Here is a 19,826-nt window from a genome sequence, read left to right as displayed (position 1 = left end):
CCTACGCCGAGAACGACCCGTCACCGCGTGAAAAGCAACCGCGACCACGGCGGCCGTAAGGGCCGGCGGGAACCGCCACGGGCGTTGGGCCGGGCGCCCGGCGACCCCACGGCTCATCGAGCCGGACCCCGACCCGCCCGGCAAGGCCTACGCCGAGAACGACCCGTCACCGCGTGAAAAGCAACCGCGACCACGGCGGCCGTAAGGGCCGGCGGGAACCGCCACGGGCGTTGGGCCGGGCGCAGGTTCGCCGGGCTCGTCGGACGGGGGGCGTCGGCTCGCTGGGCGGGGTCTACGGCTGCGGGCGGCCCGTCGTCACCGCGTAGAAGGCGACTGCGGCTGCGGCGCCCACGTTGAGGGAGTCGACGCCGTGCGACATGGGGATGCGGACCCACTCGTCGGCGGCGGCCAGGGCCCGGGGGGACAGGCCGGCGCCCTCGGCGCCGAGCATCAGCGCGACCCGGTCCATCCGGTGCGGGGCGGCCTCGTCCAGGGCTTTGGCCTTCTCGTCGGGGGTGAGGGCGAGCAGCGTGAAACCGGCCTCGCGGACGGCGTCCAGGCCCCTCGGCCAGGTGCCGAGACGGGCGTACGGCACGGAGAAGACCGCGCCCATGGAGACCTTCACGCTGCGGCGGTAGAGCGGGTCGGCGCAGTCCGGGGAGAGCAGGACCGCGTCCATGCCGAGGGCGGCGGCGGAGCGGAAGATGGCGCCGATGTTGGTGTGGTCGTTGACGGACTCCATGACCGCGACCCGGCGGGCCGTCCGCAGCACCTCGGCCGCGGTGGGCAGCGGCTTGCGCTGCATGGAGGCGAGGGCGCCGCGGTGCACGTGGTAGCCGGTGACCCGTTCGGCGAGTTCCGGGCTCACCACGTGGACGGGTGCGGTGAGTTCGTCGATGACGTCGCGCATCGCGTCGACCCACTTCGCGGACAGCAGCATCGAGCGCATCTCGTACCCGGCGTCCCTGGCCCGGCGGATGACCTTCTCGCCCTCGGCGATGAACAGGCCCTCGGCGGGTTCACGCCTGCGGCGCAGCTCCACGTCGGTCAGGTCCGTGTAGTCGTGCAGGCGAGGGTCGTCGGGGTCCTCGACGGTGATGAGATCGGCCACGGGTGATACTGCCTTGTCCTGGTGATGGTGCGGGCGGCTCGGGTGGGCGGGGTCACTCTTCGGTGCGCGGGCCCACCGCGACGACCTCGCCGATGACGATGACGGCCGGCGGCCTCACGTCCTGCGCGCGTACGGTCTCGGCGACCGTCGCGAGGGTCGCGTCCACCCGGCGCTGGGCGGCCGTCGTGCCCTCCTGGACGAGGGCGACCGGGGTGTCGGGGGACTTGCCGTGGGCCATGAGCGTCTCGGCGATCCTGCCGATCTTGTCGACGCCCATCAGGACGACAAGCGTGCCGGTGAGCCTGGCCAGGGACGGCCAGTCGACCAGGGAACGCTCGTCGTCGGGCGCCACGTGCCCGCTGACCACGGTGAACTCGTGGGCGACCCCCCGGTGGGTGACCGGGATGCCGGCCGCGCCCGGGACCGAGATCGAGCTGGAGATGCCGGGGACGACCGTGCAGGGAACGCCGGCCTCGGCGAGTGCCTGGAGTTCCTCCATGCCCCGGCCGAAGACGTACGGGTCGCCGCCCTTGAGCCGGACCACCGACTTGCCCTGCTTGGCGTGCTCGATGAGGGCGTGGTTGATCGCCTCCTGGGCCATGAAGCGGCCGTAGGGGATCTTCGCCGCGTCGATCACCTCGACGTGCGGCGGGAGTTCGGCGAGCAGGTCGCGCGGGCCGAGCCGGTCGGCTATGACGACGTCGGCCTCGGCGAGCAGCCGGCGGCCGCGGACCGTGATCAGGTCCGGGTCGCCGGGGCCGCCGCCGACGAGGGCGACGCCGGGGGTGCGGGTGCGGTGGTGCGGGGCGACCAGTGTGCCGTCGCGCAGGCCCTCCACGACCGCGTCGCGGATGGCCGCGGTGTGCCGGGGGTCGCGGCCGCGCGCGCTGGTGGTGAGCACGGCGACCGTGACGCCCTCGCTGTGGCCGGTAGCCGGGGTCCAGGCGGTCGCGGCGTCGGCGTCGTCGGAGCGGACGCACCACACGCGCAGACGCTCCGCCTCGGCCGAGGCGCGCGTGTTGGCGTCGTGGTCGCTGGTGGCGATCAGCGCGTACCAGGCGTCGGCGAGGTCGCCGTCCTCGTACGGCCGCCGCTTCCAGGTGATCTCGCCCGTGTCCGCCATCGCCTCCACGGAGGGGGTGGCCTCGGGCGACACGAGCACGACGTCCGCGCCCGCCGCGACGAGCGCCGGGAGGCGGCGCTGGGCGACCTGCCCGCCGCCGAGGACGACCACACGGCGGCCGGTCAGGCGGAGGCCTACGGGGTAGGCGGGGTGTTCGGCCATGGGGCGAGCTCCTCTTGCGGCGGCGGTGCGATAGCCCTGACGTGCGGATTTTACGCGGTCGGGGGATGCGGCGGCCCGGGCGTCCGATGCTGGGCGGCGTGGCGGGGTCCGGGCCGTGGGCACCACCACGGCACGCTGTGGACGGACCATGGGTCCGGTCCGTCCACAAACGCGGCCGGCGGCCGGGGAATCGTGGATTCCGCGCGGCTACTTCTCCGTCACTCCCGCTGAGTCGAACGTGGCCACCTCGTGCATCGCCCGGGCCGTGCTCTGCACCAGCGGCAGGGCGAGCAGCGCGCCCGTGCCCTCGCCGAGGCGCAGGTCGAGGTCGACCAGAGGGCGCAGGCCGAGCTTGTTGAGGGCGGCGACGTGGCCCGGTTCGGCGCTGCGGTGGCCGGCGATGCAGGCCGCCAGCACCTCGGGGGCGATGGCGCGGGCGACCAGCGCTGCGGCGCCGGCGCTGACGCCGTCCAGGATGACCGGGGTGCGCAGGGAGGCGCCGCCCAGCAGCAGGCCGACGATGGCCGCGTGCTCGAAGCCGCCGATCGCGGCGAGCACGCCGATGGGGTCGGCCGGGTCCGGCTGGTGCAGTTCCAGGGCGCGGCGGACCACGTCGGTCTTGCGGGCCAGGGTCTCGTCGTTGATGCCCGTGCCCCGGCCGGTGACCTCGGCGGGATCGGCGCCCGTGAAGACGGAGATGAGGGCGGCGGACGCGGTGGTGTTGGCGATGCCCATCTCACCGGTGAGCAGCGCCTTGTTCCCGGCCGCCACCAGGTCGCGGGCGGTCTCGATGCCGACCTCGATGGCCTGCTTGGCCTCCTCGCGGGTCATCGCGGGACCGGCGGTCATGTCGGAGGTGCCCGCGCGGACCTTGCGGGGCAGCAGGCCCGGCGTGGCCGGGAGGTCGGCGGCGACGCCCACGTCGACGACGCAGACCTCGGCGCCCACCTGTCCGGCGAAGGCGTTGCAGACCGCTCCCCCGCCGAGGAAGTTGGCCACCATCTGGGCGGTGACCTCCTGCGGCCAGGGGGTGACGCCCTGGGCGTGCACCCCGTGGTCGCCGGCGAAGACCGCGACGGCCGCGGGCTCGGGGATCGGCGGCGGGCACTGGCGGGACAGGCCGCACAGCTGGGCGGAGATGATCTCCAGCATGCCGAGCGCGCCGGCCGGCTTGGTCATCCGCTTCTGCCGCTCCCAGGCCTCGCCGAGCGCCTTGGCGTCCAGCGGGCGGATCTGCGCGACGGTCTCGGCGAGCAGGTCGTGCGGGTCCTCGCCGGGCAGGGCGCGACGGCCGTACGTCTCCTCGTGCACCACCCAGGACAGCGGGCGGCGCTTGGACCAGCCGGCCTGCATCAGCTCGGGCTCGTCCGGGAACTCGTCGACGTAGCCCACGCACAGGTAGGCGACGATCTCCAGGTGCTCGGGCAAGCCGAGGGCGCGGACCATCTCGCGCTCGTCGAAGAAGCTCACCCAGCCGACGCCGAGGCCTTCCGCGCGGGCCGCGAGCCAGAGGTTCTCGACCGCGAGCGCGGAGGAGTACGGCGCCATCTGCGGCTGGGTGTGGCGGCCCAGGGTGTGCCGGCCGCCGCGGGTCGGGTCGGCGGTGACGACGATGTTCACCGGGGTGTCGAGGATGGCCTCGATCTTCAGTTCCTTGAACTGCTTGGCCCGGCCCTTGGGCAGCGACTTGGCGTACGCCTCGCGCTGACGCATCGCCAGCTCGTGCATCGCCTGCCTGGTTTCGGCGGAGCGGATGACGACGAAGTCCCAGGGCTGCGAGTGGCCCACGGACGGTGCCGTGTGAGCGGCCTCCAGGACGCGCAGCAGCACCTCGTGCGGGATGGGGTCGCCGCGGAAGCCGTTGCGGATGTCGCGGCGCTCGCGCATCACCTTGAGCACGGCCTCGCGCTCGGCGTCGTCGTAGCCGGGCGCGGCAGGGCCGGTGGGGCGCGGTGCCTCGGCCTCCGCGGCCGCGTTCTCCTCCCGGGCCTCCTCCGGGTCGGCGCCGTGGGTGTCCAGGTCGTCGGCGTGCTGGACGGCCTCGGGCGCGGGCTCCTCGCTCGACGCGGCGGCGTCGCCGTCGCGGGGTGCGGGGACCGTGACGGCGGGTTCCTCCGGGGCGAGTTGATCCGCCGGGACGACGATGGGGTGCGGCGGGGTCGGGGCCAGGTGCGGGGTGGTGGGCACCAAGCCCTCGACGGGCACGAACTCTCCGAGGGTCTGGCCGGGCTGCGGCTGAAGGGGGACGCCGGGGCGGAGGGGTGCCACGTGGCCGTGCTCGCCGGTGGTCCGGTCCGCGGGCGGCTGGGCGGGCTGGGGCCCGGCCGTTTCGGAGGTCTCGGGGACGGCGGCGTCGACGGGCCCGGGTGCGTCCGGATCCTGGACTAGGGGGTCCGCGATATGAGCCGCGGCGGGTACGGCAGCGGCATCGGCCGCGTCCTGCGGGCCGGGCTCCACAGCGGTGAGCGCCTCCGGCGAGGTCGGCTGCTCCACGACGGGGACGGCCGTCGCGGTGGCGTCGGCGGGAGCCGCCGGGGCGGGCGAGGTCTCGGGGGCGTCGGCGGCCCGGGCCTGCGGCCGCGTGGCCCCGGTCGGCTCACCCGCCGCGACGGTGACGTCGGCGGAGTCGCCGGTCTCCGGGGTGTGAGCGGCTGCCGGAACCTGCGCGGCCTCGGCCTGGGCGGTCTGCGGGCCGGCCCCTGCCGGGCTCCGGCCCGTCTCAGGGGCGCTGACGGCGACGGGCGCGGGCTCGGCCTGCACGGCCCGCACTCCCCTGGGGCCGGTTCCGGTTGTCCGCGTCGTCTCGGCGGCGGCCACGGCGTCGGCGGGGACACCCGTCTGCGCGGCCTCGGCCGCGCCTTCAGGAGCAACGGCGGTCCGGGGCACGTCCACGCCATCCGTCACCTGCGCGGTGTCCGGGGCGTGCGCGGGCTCGGCGGCACCGCCGGGCGCGACCCCCGCGGCGGGCACAGGGGCACCGTGAACGACGCCGGCATCGTCCAACTGCGGGCCGGCCTCGGGCATCTGCCCACCATCCGGCACCTGCCCCGCGTCCGCGGCGACGGCACCCTCCGGCTGGGTCCCGGCTTCCGGCGCCCGGCCACCGGCCGGAACCTGACCCGCGTCCGGGGCAACCCCGGCGGCAGCGCCCTCCGACTGGGACCCGGCCGCGGCCGCACCACCGGGCTCAACTCCGGCTCCCGGCACGGGCGCACCGGGAATGACACCGGCGCCCTCCAGCCGCAACCCGGCCTGGGGCCCTTGACCCGCGCCCGGGACGACCCCGGTCACAGCGTCCCCGGGCTGGGATGACGCACCCTCAGCCGCACCACCAGGTTCAATCCCGGCTCCGGGCACGGCAACACCGTCACCCTCCGACAGCGGCCCCGCCTCCGGCGTCCGGCCACCGGTCGGGACCCGGCCGAGCATCCGGCCCCGGCCGTCCGACGGCGGGTGGCTCGTGCCAGGGCCGTACGGGACGGCGCCGGGCAGGGGCACGTCGGCGGCGACGGAGGCCTGGGCCACGCCGACCGGCTCCGGGACCGGAACGGCCGTCTCCGCGGTTCCCGCCCCGGCGAGCACCGGAGGGGCCGCCACTGTGGGCTGGGCGCCCCAGGGCGCGGCGCCCTGCGGGGCCGTCTCGCGCAGCTGCGGGACGTCGAGGTACTCGGGGCCGGTCGTGGGCGGTCCGGGCCGGCGGACCGGCGCGTCCGCGGGGCCGCGGTCGGCCAGGGAGCGGACCGGGCTCGCGGAGGCGTCGGGGATCGGCGGACCGAGGTGCAGCGGCCGGCGCGGGGGCACCGCCGCGGCGATCCCGGCCGGCGGCGTGGCCGCCGGGTCGTGGTGCCGCACACCGCCGAGGTCGACGGAGCCGGTGTCGCGTCCGGCCGTCTCGTGCGGGCCGGGCTCGTGGACGGCCTCGAGGACCGGCTCCGGGGCGGGCGGGGCCACCTCGTTGCCCCACGCTCCGTGGGAGCCCGGCAGGAGCAGGTCTTCGTCCTCGGCGGGAGACTCGGAGAGGTAGGCGTACGCACCGTGCGCGGGGACGCCCGGCTGCTCCACCATGCCTGCGCTCTCCGGCAGTCCCTCGCCCGGGACCTGGCCGGTGTCGGTCATGCGTACCCCTCGCCCATCGGTTTAGTGCTCCTACGACCAGCTCACCCGGAACGGCGCACCGACCGCCCCCAGTGAAGAACGAGCGTCCGCGCCGTGCGGCACGAACAACCCGCCCGGAAAAGGCGACAAAGCCATTGAGTGGCATTCTCGCGGTCGTCCGGCCACCGCGACAGCGTGATCCGCGACGGCCCGCTGTGGACTGCGCCACGTTGCGCGTTCTCCGGGTCTGCCGTACCACACCCGCCCTGAATCGGGTGGGTTTTCCGGACATTGACGAACGAACTTCCGGACCACCCGGTGCGGTGCAACGATCGGCCAGCCTACCGCGCGCGGTACGACAACCCGATCACGGGGCACGCTCGGGCAGCACGGCACTGAGCAGGAACACGACGCTGCGCTCGGTCTCCGTCCAGGCGCGCGTGTCGAGTGCGACGGACTGGAGCAGGGCGCACTCGACTTGGTATCCGTGCTCGGTGAGGTCGCGGCCGACGAGTTCGGCCGCGTCCCGGGTCGCGGCATGGGCGACGATCCGCTGCGGACGCCGATCGGCGACGGCGGAGACCACGGCCACTCCCCCGCCGCCGACGCGGACGACGTCCGGTTCGGGCAGGTTCTCCAGAATGTGCGGGGCGGTGCCGTGCACCACTTGCGTGCGGACGCCGAAGCGGTGCGCGGCCGACTCGGTGCGGGCGCAGGCCCGCGCGTCCCGGTCGACGGCGATGACGGCGGCGCCGCCGCGCGCGGCCTCGGTGGCGAAGGCGCCGCTGCCGCAGCCGATGTCCCACACCAGGTCGCCGATTCGCGGTCCGAGGCGGGCGAGTTGGGCGGCCCGGAGCAGATCGGCCTCCCCCTCGCCGAGCCCGCCGCCGTAGGCCTCGGCGGGCTGGGTCCAGCCGCGCGGCCCGTGGGCGGGGTCGTTCCCTGCGATCCAGCCGCCGCCCTCGCCGCCGCCCCGGCCACCGATGACGATGACGACGTTGGGGTCGCGCCAGGTGTGGTCGGCGGCCTTGTCGGAGGTGACGACGCTGACCTGCTCGCGTTCGGTGCCGAGTTCCTCGCAGATGACGAACGTGCGGTGCACTCCGTCCAGGAGCAGGCCGAGTTCGGTGGGTCCGGCGCCGGGAGCGGTGAGCACGGCGACCTTGGCGTATGCGCGGCACACGTTCACCGCGCGTCGCAGGGTCCGCTTGTGTGCGACGACCACTTGGGCGTCGTCCCAGGGCATCCCGGCGCGGGCGAAGGCGGCGGCCACGGACGAGACGGCGGGGACGACCTCGACCTCCAGGCCGAACTCCGGCGCGCGCAGGCTCCGTACGACCCCGAAGAAGCCCGGGTCGCCGTCGGCGAACACCACCGCGGTACCGCGGTGGGCGGCGATGCGGCGGGCGGCGAGGGCGACACTGCCGAGGCGGATGCGTTCGGCGGTGCGCGGTACCTCGGGCAGCGCCAGGTGGTGGGCCGCGCCTGCCACGAGGGTGGCGGCGCCCAGGGCGCCGCGCGCCGCCTCGGTCAGCGGCGAACCGTCCCACCCGATCACCGTGACCCGGTCGGCCATCGTCGTCAGTCTCCAGGATTGCGCAGGTCGTCGGGGCACGGACGCCCGAGGGCGTGTTCCGCGAGCGTACCGGGTGGAGCTGCCGGGTGCGCGGCGGGGCGGGGCGGCTGTGCGCGCGGGTCCCGGCGCCTCAGTTCCATTCCGAGAAGGACGTGTAGCCGCCGGACTCGGCGAGCTGCTCGCCCGCGCCCTCCAGGTCCTCCGGCAGCAGGCTCCACACGATGAAGTCGGTGCGCATGTCGGTCCATGTGCCGTCCTCGGTGCGGACGTGCGCTATGCAGGCGTTGCGCAGCACCCCCTCGCTGATGCAGCCGATCTTCTGGGCGACCTGCTGGGAGGCGGTGTTGTCGGCGGCCGTGCGCAGCTCGATGCGTTCGAACTTCTGGTCCCCGAAGAGCCATTGCGCGGTGGCGAGCGCGGCCTCCGCGGCGTATCCCTCGCCGCGTGCCCAGGGTGCGACGATGTACGACAGCTCGGCGGACCGCACGTGCCAGTCGGCCTTGGTCAGCTGGACGATGCCGACCAGCCGCTGGGTGAGGAACTCGGTGACCGCGAGGTCCAGGCCCCGGCCGGCGGTGCGTTCGGCGGGAGCGTACCCGTTGATCCAGGTGCGGGCGCCGTCCTCGGTGAAGGGCTGCGGGACGTCGGTCCAGGCCGCGACCTGTTCGTCGTTCATCATCTCGGCCAGGGCGGTTGCGTCGTCCTCCTCGAGAGGACGCAGCACCAACCGCTCCGTGCTGATGGAGATGTTGGGGAAGGTGCTGTTCATGCGCCGCTCCGTAACCTTCGGAAGAACCGTCAGGACCTGCTGAACTGCCCAGCATGCAGCATGAAAGCACTGAACCGCACGACGGGGTCCTCCCCCGTCGCCTGAACGGCGTGGGGGTGCCCCCACCCGGTGAGGGCGCGGACCCCGTGCGTCGCGCGGGTGGCGGTCGGCGGATCAGAAGGCCGGAACGACCGCTCCGTCGTACTTGTCCTCGATGAACTTCTTCACCTCGGGCGAGGTGAGGAGCTGGGCGAGCTTCTTGACCCGGGGGTCGTTCTCGTTGCCCTTCTTCACGGCGAGGAAGTTGGCGTACGGGTTGTCCTTCGCGGCCTCGGCGGCGATGGCGTCCTTGGCCGGGCTGAGCTTGGCCTCCAGCGCGTAGTTGCCGTTGATCACCGCGGCGTCGACGTCACCGAGGGAGCGCGGCAGCTGGGCTGCCTCCAGCTCCTTGAACTGCAGGTTCCTGGGGTTGGAGGTGACGTCCTTGGGGGTCGCGTCGTATCCGGCGCCGGCCTTCAGCTTGATGACGCCGTTGGCCTCCAGCAGCTTCAGGGCGCGGGCCTCGTTGGTGGTGTCGTTGGGCAGCGCGACGGTGGCGCCCTTCTTCAGGTCGGCCAGCTTCTTGACGCTCTTGGAGTACACGCCGAGCGGCTCCAGGTGCACCGTGCCGCCGGGGACCGGCACGATGTCGGTGCCGTTCTTCTTGTTGAAGTCGTCGAGGTACGGCTTGTGCTGGAAGTAGTTGGCGTCGACCTGGCCCTGCTGGACGGCCGTGTTCGGGGTCACGTAGTCGGTGAACTCCTTGACCTCCAGCTTCAGGCCGGCCTTCTTCGCCAGGTTGTCCTTGACGTAGGCGAGGATCTCGCCCTGCGGGGTGGGGGTGGCGGCGACCGTCAGCGGGGCGTTCGCGTCGGCCTTGCCGGAGCCGGATTCCGAGCCGCAGGCGGTGAGCCCGAGGGTGAGGGCTCCGGCGGCGAGGACGGCGGCGGTGATCTTGGTGGTGTTACGCACGAAAAGTGCCTTTCCTTGGGTGGTGCGACCCCGGATACGGGGAGATTTGGGAGGAGGTCTTCAGGCGGCCTTGCCGACGCCGGTGGCCGCGGGCTCCCCGGCCTTCAGCAGCCGCAGCTTCGGCGCGGGGCCGGAGCGGCCGGAGCGGCGGTGCAGGGAGCGGGCCGCGAGGTCGCCGGCGAACTGGATGGCCGAGATGACCACGGCGAGGATGGCCACGGTGATCCACATGAGCTGGGTGTCGAAGCGCTGGTAGCCGTAGCGGATGGCGATGTCGCCGAGGCCGCCGGCGCCGACGGTGCCGGCCATCGCGGAGTAGCCGATGAGGGCGACGATCGTGGTGGTGGTGCCGGCGATCAGCGACGGCAGGGACTCGGGGACGAGGACCTTGCGGACGATGGTCCAGGTGTTGCCGCCCATCGCCTGGACGGCCTCGACCAGCCCGCCGTCCACTTCGCGGACGGACGTCTCGACGAGCCGGGCGAAGAAGGGGATGGCGCCGATGGCCAGCGGCACGATGGCGGCCTCGCGGCCGATCGTCGTGCCGGTGACGAAGCGGGTGAAGCTCATCAGGGCCACCATCAGGATGATGAACGGCATCGAGCGGGTGATGTTCACGACCTGCCCGATCACCTTGTTGGCGACGACGTTCTGGAGGAGCCCGCCCCGGTCGGTGAGGACCAGCAGGACGCCGAGGGGCAGTCCGCCGGCGACGGCGATGAGCGTGGACCAGCCGACCATGTAGAGGGTGTCCCAACATGCCTGGGACAGCAGCGGCTGCATCTCGGACCAGGTCACTTGGCACCTTCCTTCACCGGCTCCGGCCGCTGGGCCGGGGCGTGGTCGACGACGTCGATCTGGAGGCCCTGTTCGCGCAGGAAGCCGATGGGCACCACGTTGTCCTCGTAGCGGCCGGGCAGTTCGATGCGCATCCGGCCGACCTGGAGGCCGCCGATCGTGTCGATGGCCGCGCCGAGGATCGAGATGTCGATGTTGTACGTGCGGGACAGCTGCGAGATGACGGGCTGGGTGGCGCTCTCGCCGTGGAAGGTGACGTCGAGGACCGTCCGGTCGTCGGCGGAGGCCTCCCCGCCGACCGGGAAGAGCGCGGCGGCCAGTTCGGAGCCCGGGGTGGCGAGGAGTTCGCTCACCGTGCCGGACTCGACGATGCGTCCGTTCTCCATGAGCGCCGCCGAGTCGCAGACGGACTTCACGACGTCCATCTCGTGCGTGATGAGCAGGACGGTCAGGCCGAGCTGCCGGTTCAGGTCGCGCAGCAGCTGGAGGACGGAGCGGGTGGTCTCCGGGTCGAGGGCGCTGGTGGCCTCGTCGGACAGCAGCACCTTGGGGTCGCCGGCGAGGGCGCGGGCGATGCCGACGCGCTGCTTCTGGCCGCCGGAGAGCTGGGCCGGGTAGGCGCGGGCCTTGTCGGCGAGACCGACGAGGTCGAGCAGTTCGAGCGCCCTACGGGAACGTTCCTTCCCGGACGTCCCGAGGATCTCCAGGGGCAGCTCGACATTGTCCTGGACGGTGCGCGAGGACAGCAGGTTGAAGTGCTGGAAGACCATGCCGATCCGGCTGCGGGCCCGCCGCAGGTCCTTGCCCGCCCGGTGGCCGCGGCCGGCCAGTGCGGTGAGGTCCTGTCCGGCGACGGTGACCGTGCCGGAGGTGGGCCGCTCCAGCAGGTTGACGCAGCGGATGAGCGAGGACTTGCCGGCGCCGGACTGGCCGATGACGCCGTACACCTCGCCTTCGCGGACGTGCAGGTCGACGCCGTCGAGCGCGGTGATCTCGCGGCCGCGCGAACTGTAGACCTTGGTGAGGCCCGATGTGGTGATCACGTGGGTTTCCGTCACTGTCGAGTGCGCGGCGCGTCGTGGGCGCCGGGCACGGCATTCATGGTCGGGGAGCGCCAGAACGCGGCACGGCTCTCGCAAAGGTGCTCAAAACGGGAGAAACGTGTGCGCGGGGGCGTGGCTCGGCCGCGGGCGCCCGGACGGACCGGACGCGGGCGCGGACATGAGCGGGCTCTCGCTTCGGGGCGCGAGGCTCAGCTGGTGCAGGGGCCCTCTAGAAGGCGCACATTCGACGTACAGGACACATACAACGAGCACCGGGCGGCACAGTCGCCTCGGTCGCCGGGATGCGGTCGCTCGTCGTGGTCATGCGGTCAGTAAACCAGACCCGCGGGGACGGGAGGCCACCGTTGTCCACATGCTGGACGCGCGTGGACACCTGGGCGATGGGGCGCGGACCTGGGGGTTTGGCGCCTGTGACCAGTGCGGACAAGGCCCGCGGGCGTCCGTCCGGACAGCCGGGGGCGGGCGCGGGGAACGCCGGACTGTGGCCAACGCCACGGCGCCGCACCGGGGGAGCCGCACCGGCGGGCACCGGGTCCGCGGGGCCGGGCCGGGCGCGGCGGGGCGTTCGCCCCGTAATAAGGTCGCAGCATGCTTGATGCCCTGACGCTGGTGACCGGCGTCGCCGCGCTGCTGCTCGCCGCCTGGTGCGGCTGGGCGGCCTACCGTGACCAGCCCACGAAGGACTGGCACTTCATCGGGATGGCGGTGGTGTCGCTGCTCGCCCTGGTCCAGCTGGTGGTCGGGGTCGTGGCGCTGGCGCGGGGCGAGAAGCCGGCGCAGGGGACGACGATCTTCGTCGCGTACCTGCTGGGTGCCTTCGCGTGCGTCCCGGCGGCCGGGCTCATGTCGCTGACCGAGCGGACGCGCTGGGGTTCCGTGACGGCCGCGGCGGGCGGAGTGGTCCTCGCCGTCCTGGAGGTGCGGCTCCATGACATCTGGGGAAGGTGAGATGAGCGCCGTGGAGGAGAAGCCGGCCGGGGCACGGCTCGTCAGCGGTCCGGGCACGCTGCTGGTCTGGCTGTACGGCGTGATGGTCGTCGGCGCGGTGTCGCGCTCGGCCTACCAGATCGCCACCGAGTTCGACCGGGCGCCACTCGCCTACTCGCTGTCCGCGGTCGCCGGAGTCGTGTACGGCTTCATCACGTACTCGCTGGTGCGCGGCGGGGAGAAGGCGCGCAGGGCCGCGCTGGCGTGCTGCGTCGCCGAGCTGGTGGGCGTGCTGACGGTCGGCACGTGGACGCTCCTCGACAAGTCCGCGTTCCCGGACGCGACCGTGTGGTCGGCCTACGGCCGGGGCTACGTCTTCATCCCGGTGCTGCTTCCGCTGTCGGCCCTGTACTGGCTGCGCAGGGCGCGGAAGCAGCAGCCGCAAGCGGCCTGAGCCGGTCCGCGGCCGCGCTACGCGGTCGCCGCGTAGCTGCCCTCCGGCTTCTCCAGGATGATCATCGGTACGCCGTCGGCGCCCTGGGAGGTGCCGACCACCTGGTAGCCCACGCGCCGGTACAGGCGCAGATTGCCCTCGCTGCGGTGACCCGTGTGCAGCCGGAACCTGGTGGCGCCGCGCTCCGCGGCCAGCGCGGCCTCCGCCGCGCGCAGCAGCCGGGCACCGATGCCGTGCCCCTGGAGGCGCGGGTGGACGCAGAGCTTGCTGATGAGGGCCGCGCCGTCCTCGGCCACCCGGCCGCGCACCGAGCCGACCACCTCGTCGCCGAGCCGCGCCACGAAGACGCAGTCCGCGGTCAGCTCATGACGGATCGAGTCGAGGCTCTCGACGAGCGGGTCGATGCGGTAGTTGCCGTACAGCGCGGCCTCACTCTGGAAGCACAGGTACTGCAACCTGAAGATCTGCTCCGCGTCCTGTTCGGCCGCCGCAGAGATGGTCACGCTCATGCCCATGTGCGCACGCCTCCCGCTCACTTGATCACCGGTCGTCCCCCACTCCTATCCCCGCGCTTCGCGGGCCGCAACCTCCGGTGCACGCAATCGTCGCGGACATCCCGGACAACTGGCATGTTCCGGGCCCGTGCTGTCTTGTGAGATACCCAACTCACCCGCCCTCCAGTGGTGGGTGGGGTTTGGTGGCGACCGCGGTGCCCGCCGTGACACGACACGGCCGTCCCGGCGCGGGCTGCCGGGACGGCCGTGGGTCGCCCCGAACGGGGCCGGGAAATTCAGCGGTTGACGTGCCGGCCGCTCAGGAAGTCCTCGCGGGCGAGCAGTCCGGTGTCGGCGTTGTCGGTGAAGATGCCGTCGATGCCGGTGGCGAAGTAGGCCTGGAAGACGGCGAAGACGTCACCGTAGGCGTCGGCGGCGGTGCCCTTGCGGAACGCGGGCGGCAGGAACGGGTTCTCGTTGCGGGCGGTGTACGGGTGCAGGATCAGACCCGCGGCGTGCGCGTCCCGGACCAGCGTGCTCGGCCGGGTGAGGTTGCCGTCGGCGTCCTTGGGGATGACCAGGTCGACGGTCGGGCCGATGCCCTGCGCGTAGGAGGCGATCTCCTTCAGGCCCTTGGGCGTGATCAGGTCGGCGACCGTGCGTGGATCGCCCGCCTCGACGAAGTCCCAGGGGCGGCTGCGGGCGTCCGACAGCAGCACCACGAGCGGATTGCCGACCAGCCGGTACAGCCGCTGGACGCTGCTCGGCTCGAAGGACTGGAGGATCACCGGGGAGTCCTTCTTGTCCTTGCCGTACTTGCGCAGCAGCGCGGCGACCCGCTCCTCCAGGCCGAGGCCCAGCTTGCGGAAGTACGTCGGGTGCTTGGTCTCGGGGTAGATCCACACCTGCCGGCCGCGCCTGCGGGTCTGCTCGTCCTGCCACTTCAGGACCTCTTCGAAGGTGGGGATCTCCCAGCGGCCGTTGTAGAGGGTGTTGTGGGGGCGGTTGGCCGGGATGCGTTCGATCGCGCGCAGCGTCTTCAGCTCGGCGAGGGTGAAGTCCTCGGTGAACCAGCCGGTGGTGGACACCCCGTCCAGGGTCTTGGTGGTCCTGCGGGCGGCGAACTCGGGGTGGTCGGCGACGTCCGTGGTGCCGCCGATCTCCGGCTCGTGCCGGCACACGAGGTGACCGTCCTTCGTCGGCACCAGGTCACCGGCCTCGACGACATGGGCGCCGAGGTCGAGGGCCAGGTCGTACGAGCCGAAGGTGTGCTCGGGCCGGTAGCCGCTGGCGCCCCGGTGGCCGACGATCGTCGGCACGGGCAGGCTCTTCAGCCCGCCGCCCTTCCGGCCGCCGGCTCCGCCCTGAACGGCTCCGGCCGCGCCGGGCAGTCCGAGGACCGCTCCGCCCGCGCCCAGCACCGCGGCCCCGAGCACGGCCCGGCGTCCGGTCCCGCGTCCCTGCTCGTCCGACTCCCGCGTACCCATGACCGCCTCCTGGTCTCGTGTCGTCCGTGCGCGCCGATCGTAGGTGGGCACCGATGACGGACGGGAGACCGCGCGGCGAACACCGGCGTGACGCCGGGTGTCGCCGCAGGCCGTACGGGACACAAGGGGCGCCGCCCGCCGAACGGGTGACGGTCCGTCGGCATGAACCGGGGCGGCCCGGGAAGACGCACTCAGTGGCGGTCGTCGCGGCCCCGTGGCGCGGCCGATCCGCCGAACGGGGCGAAGAGGCGTACGGCGCGGGCGCCGCCGCGCGCGTCGCGCGGTCCGGGCGCCGCCGCCTCGGCCGCGGTGTGTCATGGCCCGCGGCCCGCCGCCGGCCCCGCGGACCGGAACCGCCACGGCCGCGCCCGGCACCATGAGCGGCACGACGAAGGCGACCACGACGGACATCCCGTTCTCCGCCCCCGGACGGCGAGCGACCTCCATCACATCGTTCCGTTCGGGTTACCGGCGCGAAACGTACCTCCGTCGCAGGTAAACGTATGTCAACAGTGTGTAAGAGCCGGTGAGCCCGATGTGCATTCGGCCCCGGGCCGCGAGTATCGTCCTCACCTGCACAGACTCATGAACAATCCCTCGACATCTCCAGACACCGGAGGGCCCGTTGTCCCGCTTCGCGCTCATCAAGGCAGTGCTCGGCCCGATCATGCGCCTGATGTTCCGCCCACAGGTGGAGGGCGCGGAGCGGATTCCGGGCGACGGCCCGGTGATCCTGGCCGGCAACCACCTGACCTTCATCGACTCGATGATCCTGCCGCTGGTCTGCGACCGCCAGGTCTTCTTCATCGGCAAGGACGAGTACGTCACCGGGAAGGGCTTCAAGGGCCGGCTGATGGCCTGGTTCTTCACCGGCGTCGGCATGATCCCGGTCGACCGTGACGGCGGCCGGGGCGGTGTGGCCGCGCTGATGACCGGCCGCCGGGTGCTGGAGGAGGGCAGGATGTTCGGCATCTACCCGGAGGGCACCCGCTCCCCCGACGGCCGCCTCTACCGCGGCCGCACCGGCATCGCCCGGCTCACCCTGATGACCGGGGCGCCCGTGGTCCCGTTCGCCATGATCGGCACCGACAAGCTCCAGCCGGGTGGCTCGGGTCTGCCCCGGCCGGGCCGCGTCACCGTCCGCTTCGGCGAGCCGATGGAGTTCTCCCGGTACGAGGGCATGGACCGGGACCGGTACGTCCTGCGGGCCGTGACCGACTCGGTGATGGCGGAGGTCATGCGGCTGTCCGGGCAGGAGTACGTCGACATGTACGCGACCAAGGCGAAGGCGGCCTAGCCAGGCCTCGGGCGGTCGGGCGGGCGGACGGGCGGGGCGTGACGGCCGCGGGCCCGCCGTGGCCGGTCGCCATCGCGCCGCGCAGGCTTGTCCCGACACAGCCCGCGCCGCGCAGGCTTGTCCCGACACCGCCCGCGCCGCCGTCGTACCGGCGCCGCCCGCCTCGTCGGCGGTGCGCCGCCCGCCGGGAGCGGTGTTCCGCGCGCCGGCCCTGCGCTCCGGGCTCCGGCCGGCGGGGCCGCGACGACGGCGGCGAAGGCCGACCGCCGTCGCTCCGCCGCGCCGCCCGCCAGGGGTTCAGAGCTTCTGGCCCTTCAGCAGGAACCACGCCGCCAGTGCCGTTGCCAGCAGTACCGCCGCTCCCGCACCCGACGCCAGGTGCAGGCCGTGGACGAAGGACTCCCTGGCCGCGTGCAGCAGGGCCTCGGAGGTCCGCGCCGGCAGGCCCGCCGCCACCTCGACCGCGCCGCCCAGCGACTCGCGGGCGGCGGACGGTGTGCCCGCCGGGCCGGTGAAGTCCCGGTAGACGCCGGTCACGATGGAGCCCAGCAGGGCGATGCCGAGGGCCGCGCCCAGTTCGTACGCCGTCTCGGAGACCGCCGAGGCGGCGCCCGCCTGCTCCTTGGGCACGCTGGACAGGATCACGTCGGCGGTCACCGTGAAGGAGAAGCCGGCACCGACGCCGACCACCAGCAGGGACGTGCCCAGCAGCGGGTAGCCGGTGGTCCCGCTGAGCGTCGTCAGCGCGGCCAGCCCCAGACCGATGGCGGCCAGTGAGCCGGAGACCACGGTCCGCACCGAGAAACGCCTTGCCGCCCGCCCGGCGAGCAGTCCGGCCGCCACCGCGCCCACGGCGGCGGGCAGTTCGAACAGACCCGCCTCGAACGGCCGCCTGCCCTGGACGAGTTGCAGGTACTGGGACAGGAAGAACACCAGACCGGACATGCCGAGCACGGTCAGCAGATCGGCGAGGACGGCGCCGGAGAACCCCCGGCTGCGGAAGAGCCGCATGTCCAGCAGCGGCTTCGGCAGCGTGAGCTGGCGGCGGACGAATCCGTACAGCGCGGCCGAGCCCAGCAGACCCGTGGCCAGGACCGGCCAGGTGAACCCTCGTGCCGCGGCCTCCTTGACCGCGTAGACGACGCCGATCACGCCGACCAACGACAGCACGACGCTCGCCAGGTCCCACGGGCCCGGGTCGGGGTTGCGGGACTCGGGCAGGGTCTTGACGCCGACCAGGACGAGGACCGCCATCACGGGCAGGTTGATCAGGAAGACCGAGCCCCACCAGAAGTGCTCGAGCAGCAGGCCGCCCACGATCGGTCCGACGGCCGTGCCGCCGGAGGCGGTGGCGCCCCAGATGCCGACCGCGAGGCTGCGCTCGCGCGGGTCGTGGAAGAGGTTGCGGATCAGGGCGAGCGTGGCGGGCATCAGGGTGGCGCCCGCGACACCGAGCAGCGCCCGCGCCAGGATCATCAGTTCCGGCGTGGCGGCGTAGGCGTTGAGCACGGAGACCGCGCCGAACGCGGTGGCTCCGCCGAGCAGGATGCGCTTGCGGCCGATGCGGTCGCCGAGGCTGCCCATCGAGACGAGCAGACCGGCGATGACGAAGGAGTAGACGTCGCCGATCCACAGCAGCTGGGTGCCCGAGGGCCTCAGGTCCTCACTGATGAAGGGGGTCGCGAGACCGAGGACGGTCGCGTCGACGGCCACCAGCAGCACGGCGAGCACGAGGACGGAGAGCGCGAGCCAGCGGCCCGGGCGCTGCTCCACCTCCGCCACACGAGCCGGCTGCAGGGTGCTGGTCATGATTCCTCGTTCCGTGAAGTGTCCGTGCGCAGTGCGCCGCCGAGCATCAGCTCGGCGATCATGTGGTGGAAGTCCTTGGGGGCGACCTTGCCGCTCAGTACGACGTAGGCGCCGGAGGCGATGAGGCCGACGAGGGCCTCGGTGAGCCAGGCGGGGGTGAGGTCGATACGGATCTCGCCGCTGAGCTGGCCGCGCCGGAAGACCTCGGAGATGCGCTCGTCGAGCCGCGCCCAGCCCTCGTTCTGCTCCTCGCCCTCGAACAGCTGGTTCTCCGTGTAGAGGAAGGAGAGCAGCCCGGCCGCCGGTTCGATCTCGCGGACCAGGCGCCGTACGGCGTCGCCGGCCGGCCCCTCCCCCAGACGGGCCGCGTCGAGGGCGGCCTCGCACTCGGCGATGCCGAGCGCCTCCAGCGCCCTGACGAGCGAGTCACGTCCGGCGAAGTGGCGGTGCAGCGTGGCCCGGCTGATCCCGGCCGCCTTGGCGACCTCGTCCATGGTGGCGGTGGACTTGTGGGTGAGCAGGGTGGCTGCGCTGCGCAGCACGTGGTCACGATCGACAGCCATGAGACGACGATACCCCATATGAGACATTGATGTCTCACATTAGGCGTACGTGTCTCACCGGCTCATGGTGGAGGAGGGTGCCGTGGGCGTTCAGTGCCAGGGCAGCTGCCCGCGCCGCTCCCAGTAGGCCCGCGGTTCCTCGGCCAGCGTGTCGAGGCGGGCGAGCTGGTCCTCGTCGAGGTCGACGGCGGGGGCGTGCAGGTTGGAGGCGAGCTGGCCGGGGGTGGCGGCGCCGGAGAGGACCACACCGGCCCAGGGCCTGCGCAGGATCAGGGCGAGGGCGACCGCGTCGCAGCCCAGGTCCGTCTCCCGGGCGACCGCCTTGAGCGCCTCGGGGGCGTACGGCTCGGCGAGCCTGCCGTTGGCCATGCCCTCCTTGACGATCACCGTCAGTCCGGCGTCGTGCGCCTCGGCGAGGGCGGGACCGGCGGAGGTCTCCAGGGCGTTGTACGTCGACTGGACGGTACGGAAGAGGGGGGCGCCGCCGACCGTCACGGCGAGCGCGGCCCGGACGGTTTCTGCCTGGGCGGGTCCGCTGGTGGAGAAGCCGATCGTGAGGCCGCCCTCGGCGGCCTCGGCGAGCCCGGCGTGCAGCTCCTTGTCGGTGAGCGCCGGGCTGTCCGGGGTCAGCGAGTGGATCTGGTACAGGTCGAGCCGGTCGCCGAGCAGTTCGGCGGTCTCGGCACGCTGCCGCTCGTAGGTGGCGAGGCTGTGGTCCTTGACCTCGTGCCGGTCGGCGTCGGTGGTCCAGTCCGCCGTGTAGGTGTAGCCCCACTTGCTGCCGACGACGACGTCGTCGGCGTCGGGGCGGGCCCTGAGCCAGTCGGCGAGGAACTCCTCGGCGCGGCCGTAGGAGCGGGCGGCGTCCACGTAGCGGACGCCCTGGGCGTAGGCGGCGTCGAGGAGTTCGTGGGTGCGCTCGCGCAGGGCGTCCACGGTGCGGTCGGCAGGGAGGTCCCTCTCACGGCCGAGGTTGATGTAACCCGGACGCCCGACGGCGGCGAGTCCCAGGCCGATGTGGCACGTGGGGGTCGTGGCCGAGGCCAGTCGGGCGAAGGGCATCGCGGGCTCCGTTCGGTCGCTTCC

Annotated in this window: 16 protein-coding genes; 3 read left to right on the top strand and 13 right to left on the bottom strand. The window is 73.2% G+C overall.

From position 1 onward, the window contains the following. Window positions 1–292: 292 nt before the first annotated feature. The 8 genes from ACWC91_RS06590 to ACWC91_RS06555 form a co-directional block, all read right to left on the bottom strand. Window positions 293–1,111 carry a TrmH family RNA methyltransferase gene (locus tag ACWC91_RS06590; RefSeq protein ID WP_450641387.1) on the bottom strand — a complete coding sequence of 273 codons (819 nt, stop codon included), beginning with the start codon at window positions 1,109–1,111 and terminating at the stop codon, window positions 293–295. A 52-nt stretch (window positions 1,112–1,163) separates the two neighbouring features. Next, window positions 1,164–2,396, bottom strand: a complete 1,233-nt coding sequence (gene cobA, locus ACWC91_RS06585) for a uroporphyrinogen-III C-methyltransferase (RefSeq protein WP_141362677.1) — start codon at window positions 2,394–2,396, stop codon at window positions 1,164–1,166. 207 nt (window positions 2,397–2,603) lie between these two features. After that, a complete protein-coding gene (gene cobT / locus ACWC91_RS06580; protein WP_450641390.1) occupies window positions 2,604–6,512 on the bottom strand; it encodes a nicotinate-nucleotide--dimethylbenzimidazole phosphoribosyltransferase in 3,909 nt (1,302 codons plus the stop codon). A gap of 346 nt (window positions 6,513–6,858) precedes the next feature. Next, window positions 6,859–8,067 (bottom strand): precorrin-6y C5,15-methyltransferase (decarboxylating) subunit CbiE, encoded by a 1,209-nt coding sequence (gene cbiE, locus ACWC91_RS06575; protein WP_225076201.1) that lies wholly within the window; start codon window positions 8,065–8,067, stop codon window positions 6,859–6,861. A gap of 130 nt (window positions 8,068–8,197) precedes the next feature. Then, entirely contained in the window at window positions 8,198–8,836 is a 639-nt protein-coding gene (locus tag ACWC91_RS06570) for a GNAT family N-acetyltransferase (RefSeq protein WP_225076200.1), read from the bottom strand. Window positions 8,837–9,010: 174 nt separating this feature from the next. After that, complete coding sequence (locus ACWC91_RS06565; RefSeq protein ID WP_225076199.1) at window positions 9,011–9,847, bottom strand: MetQ/NlpA family ABC transporter substrate-binding protein; 837 nt, start codon at window positions 9,845–9,847, stop codon at window positions 9,011–9,013. Window positions 9,848–9,907: 60 nt separating this feature from the next. Then, complete coding sequence (locus ACWC91_RS06560) at window positions 9,908–10,645, bottom strand: methionine ABC transporter permease (RefSeq protein ID WP_225076198.1); 738 nt, start codon at window positions 10,643–10,645, stop codon at window positions 9,908–9,910. Continuing rightward, entirely contained in the window at window positions 10,642–11,688 is a 1,047-nt protein-coding gene (locus tag ACWC91_RS06555; RefSeq protein WP_225076197.1) for a methionine ABC transporter ATP-binding protein, read from the bottom strand. Before ACWC91_RS06555 ends, ACWC91_RS06560 begins: the two co-directional genes overlap by 4 nt. Window positions 11,689–12,297: 609 nt before the next feature. On the opposite strand from ACWC91_RS06555, the gene ACWC91_RS06550 reads away from it, so the two are divergent. Both ACWC91_RS06550 and ACWC91_RS06545 read left to right on the top strand, forming a co-directional pair. Continuing rightward, window positions 12,298–12,657, top strand: coding sequence for a hypothetical protein (locus tag ACWC91_RS06550; protein ID WP_225076196.1), 360 nt, complete (start codon window positions 12,298–12,300; stop codon window positions 12,655–12,657). 1 nt (window position 12,658) lies between these two features. Continuing rightward, a complete protein-coding gene (locus ACWC91_RS06545) occupies window positions 12,659–13,090 on the top strand; it encodes a hypothetical protein (protein ID WP_376501652.1) in 432 nt (143 codons plus the stop codon). 17 nt (window positions 13,091–13,107) lie between these two features. On the opposite strand, the gene ACWC91_RS06540 is transcribed toward ACWC91_RS06545, so the two are convergent. Next, window positions 13,108–13,605, bottom strand: coding sequence for a GNAT family N-acetyltransferase (locus ACWC91_RS06540; protein ID WP_225076195.1), 498 nt, complete (start codon window positions 13,603–13,605; stop codon window positions 13,108–13,110). A 275-nt stretch (window positions 13,606–13,880) separates the two neighbouring features. Next, window positions 13,881–15,071: a glycerophosphodiester phosphodiesterase gene (locus ACWC91_RS06535; RefSeq protein ID WP_450641394.1), complete on the bottom strand. Its 1,191-nt coding sequence runs from the start codon at window positions 15,069–15,071 to the stop codon at window positions 13,881–13,883. A 625-nt stretch (window positions 15,072–15,696) separates the two neighbouring features. Here ACWC91_RS06535 and ACWC91_RS06530 point away from each other — a divergent pair. After that, entirely contained in the window at window positions 15,697–16,368 is a 672-nt protein-coding gene (locus ACWC91_RS06530) for a lysophospholipid acyltransferase family protein (protein ID WP_141362655.1), read from the top strand. Window positions 16,369–16,665: 297 nt separating this feature from the next. Here ACWC91_RS06530 and ACWC91_RS06525 read toward each other — a convergent pair whose 3' ends face one another. The 3 genes from ACWC91_RS06525 to ACWC91_RS06515 form a co-directional block, all read right to left on the bottom strand. Beyond that, the gene (locus tag ACWC91_RS06525; protein ID WP_450641395.1) at window positions 16,666–18,177 is read right to left on the bottom strand and encodes an MFS transporter; all 1,512 of its coding nucleotides are present in this window, start codon (window positions 18,175–18,177) and stop codon (window positions 16,666–16,668) included. Next, a complete protein-coding gene (locus tag ACWC91_RS06520) occupies window positions 18,174–18,740 on the bottom strand; it encodes a TetR/AcrR family transcriptional regulator (protein WP_225076192.1) in 567 nt (188 codons plus the stop codon). The genes ACWC91_RS06525 and ACWC91_RS06520 overlap by 4 nt, the downstream gene beginning before the upstream one ends. A 90-nt stretch (window positions 18,741–18,830) precedes the next feature. Next, window positions 18,831–19,802, bottom strand: a complete 972-nt coding sequence (locus tag ACWC91_RS06515) for an aldo/keto reductase (protein ID WP_450641397.1) — start codon at window positions 19,800–19,802, stop codon at window positions 18,831–18,833. Window positions 19,803–19,826 lie beyond the last annotated feature (24 nt).

Source organism: Streptomyces sp. NPDC001204, from assembly GCF_053598035.1.
This window is presented reverse-complemented; position numbering and strand designations above follow the sequence as displayed.

Excerpts from the sequence above, each read along its gene's own strand:
- cobA (WP_141362677.1), bottom strand. The coding sequence starts at position 2,396 with ATGGCCGAACACCCCGCCTACCCCGTAGGCCTCCGCCTGACCGGCCGC.
- cobT (WP_450641390.1), bottom strand. The coding sequence starts at position 6,512 with ATGACCGACACCGGCCAGGTCCCGGGCGAGGGACTGCCGGAGAGCGCA.
- cbiE (WP_225076201.1), bottom strand. The coding sequence starts at position 8,067 with ATGGCCGACCGGGTCACGGTGATCGGGTGGGACGGTTCGCCGCTGACC.
- ACWC91_RS06570 (WP_225076200.1), bottom strand. The coding sequence starts at position 8,836 with ATGAACAGCACCTTCCCCAACATCTCCATCAGCACGGAGCGGTTGGTG.
- ACWC91_RS06550 (WP_225076196.1), top strand. The coding sequence starts at position 12,298 with ATGCTTGATGCCCTGACGCTGGTGACCGGCGTCGCCGCGCTGCTGCTC.
- ACWC91_RS06545 (WP_376501652.1), top strand. The coding sequence starts at position 12,659 with ATGAGCGCCGTGGAGGAGAAGCCGGCCGGGGCACGGCTCGTCAGCGGT.
- ACWC91_RS06540 (WP_225076195.1), bottom strand. The coding sequence starts at position 13,605 with ATGGGCATGAGCGTGACCATCTCTGCGGCGGCCGAACAGGACGCGGAG.
- ACWC91_RS06535 (WP_450641394.1), bottom strand. The coding sequence starts at position 15,071 with ATGGGTACGCGGGAGTCGGACGAGCAGGGACGCGGGACCGGACGCCGG.
- ACWC91_RS06525 (WP_450641395.1), bottom strand. The coding sequence starts at position 18,177 with ATGACCAGCACCCTGCAGCCGGCTCGTGTGGCGGAGGTGGAGCAGCGC.
- ACWC91_RS06520 (WP_225076192.1), bottom strand. The coding sequence starts at position 18,740 with ATGGCTGTCGATCGTGACCACGTGCTGCGCAGCGCAGCCACCCTGCTC.
- ACWC91_RS06515 (WP_450641397.1), bottom strand. The coding sequence starts at position 19,802 with ATGCCCTTCGCCCGACTGGCCTCGGCCACGACCCCCACGTGCCACATC.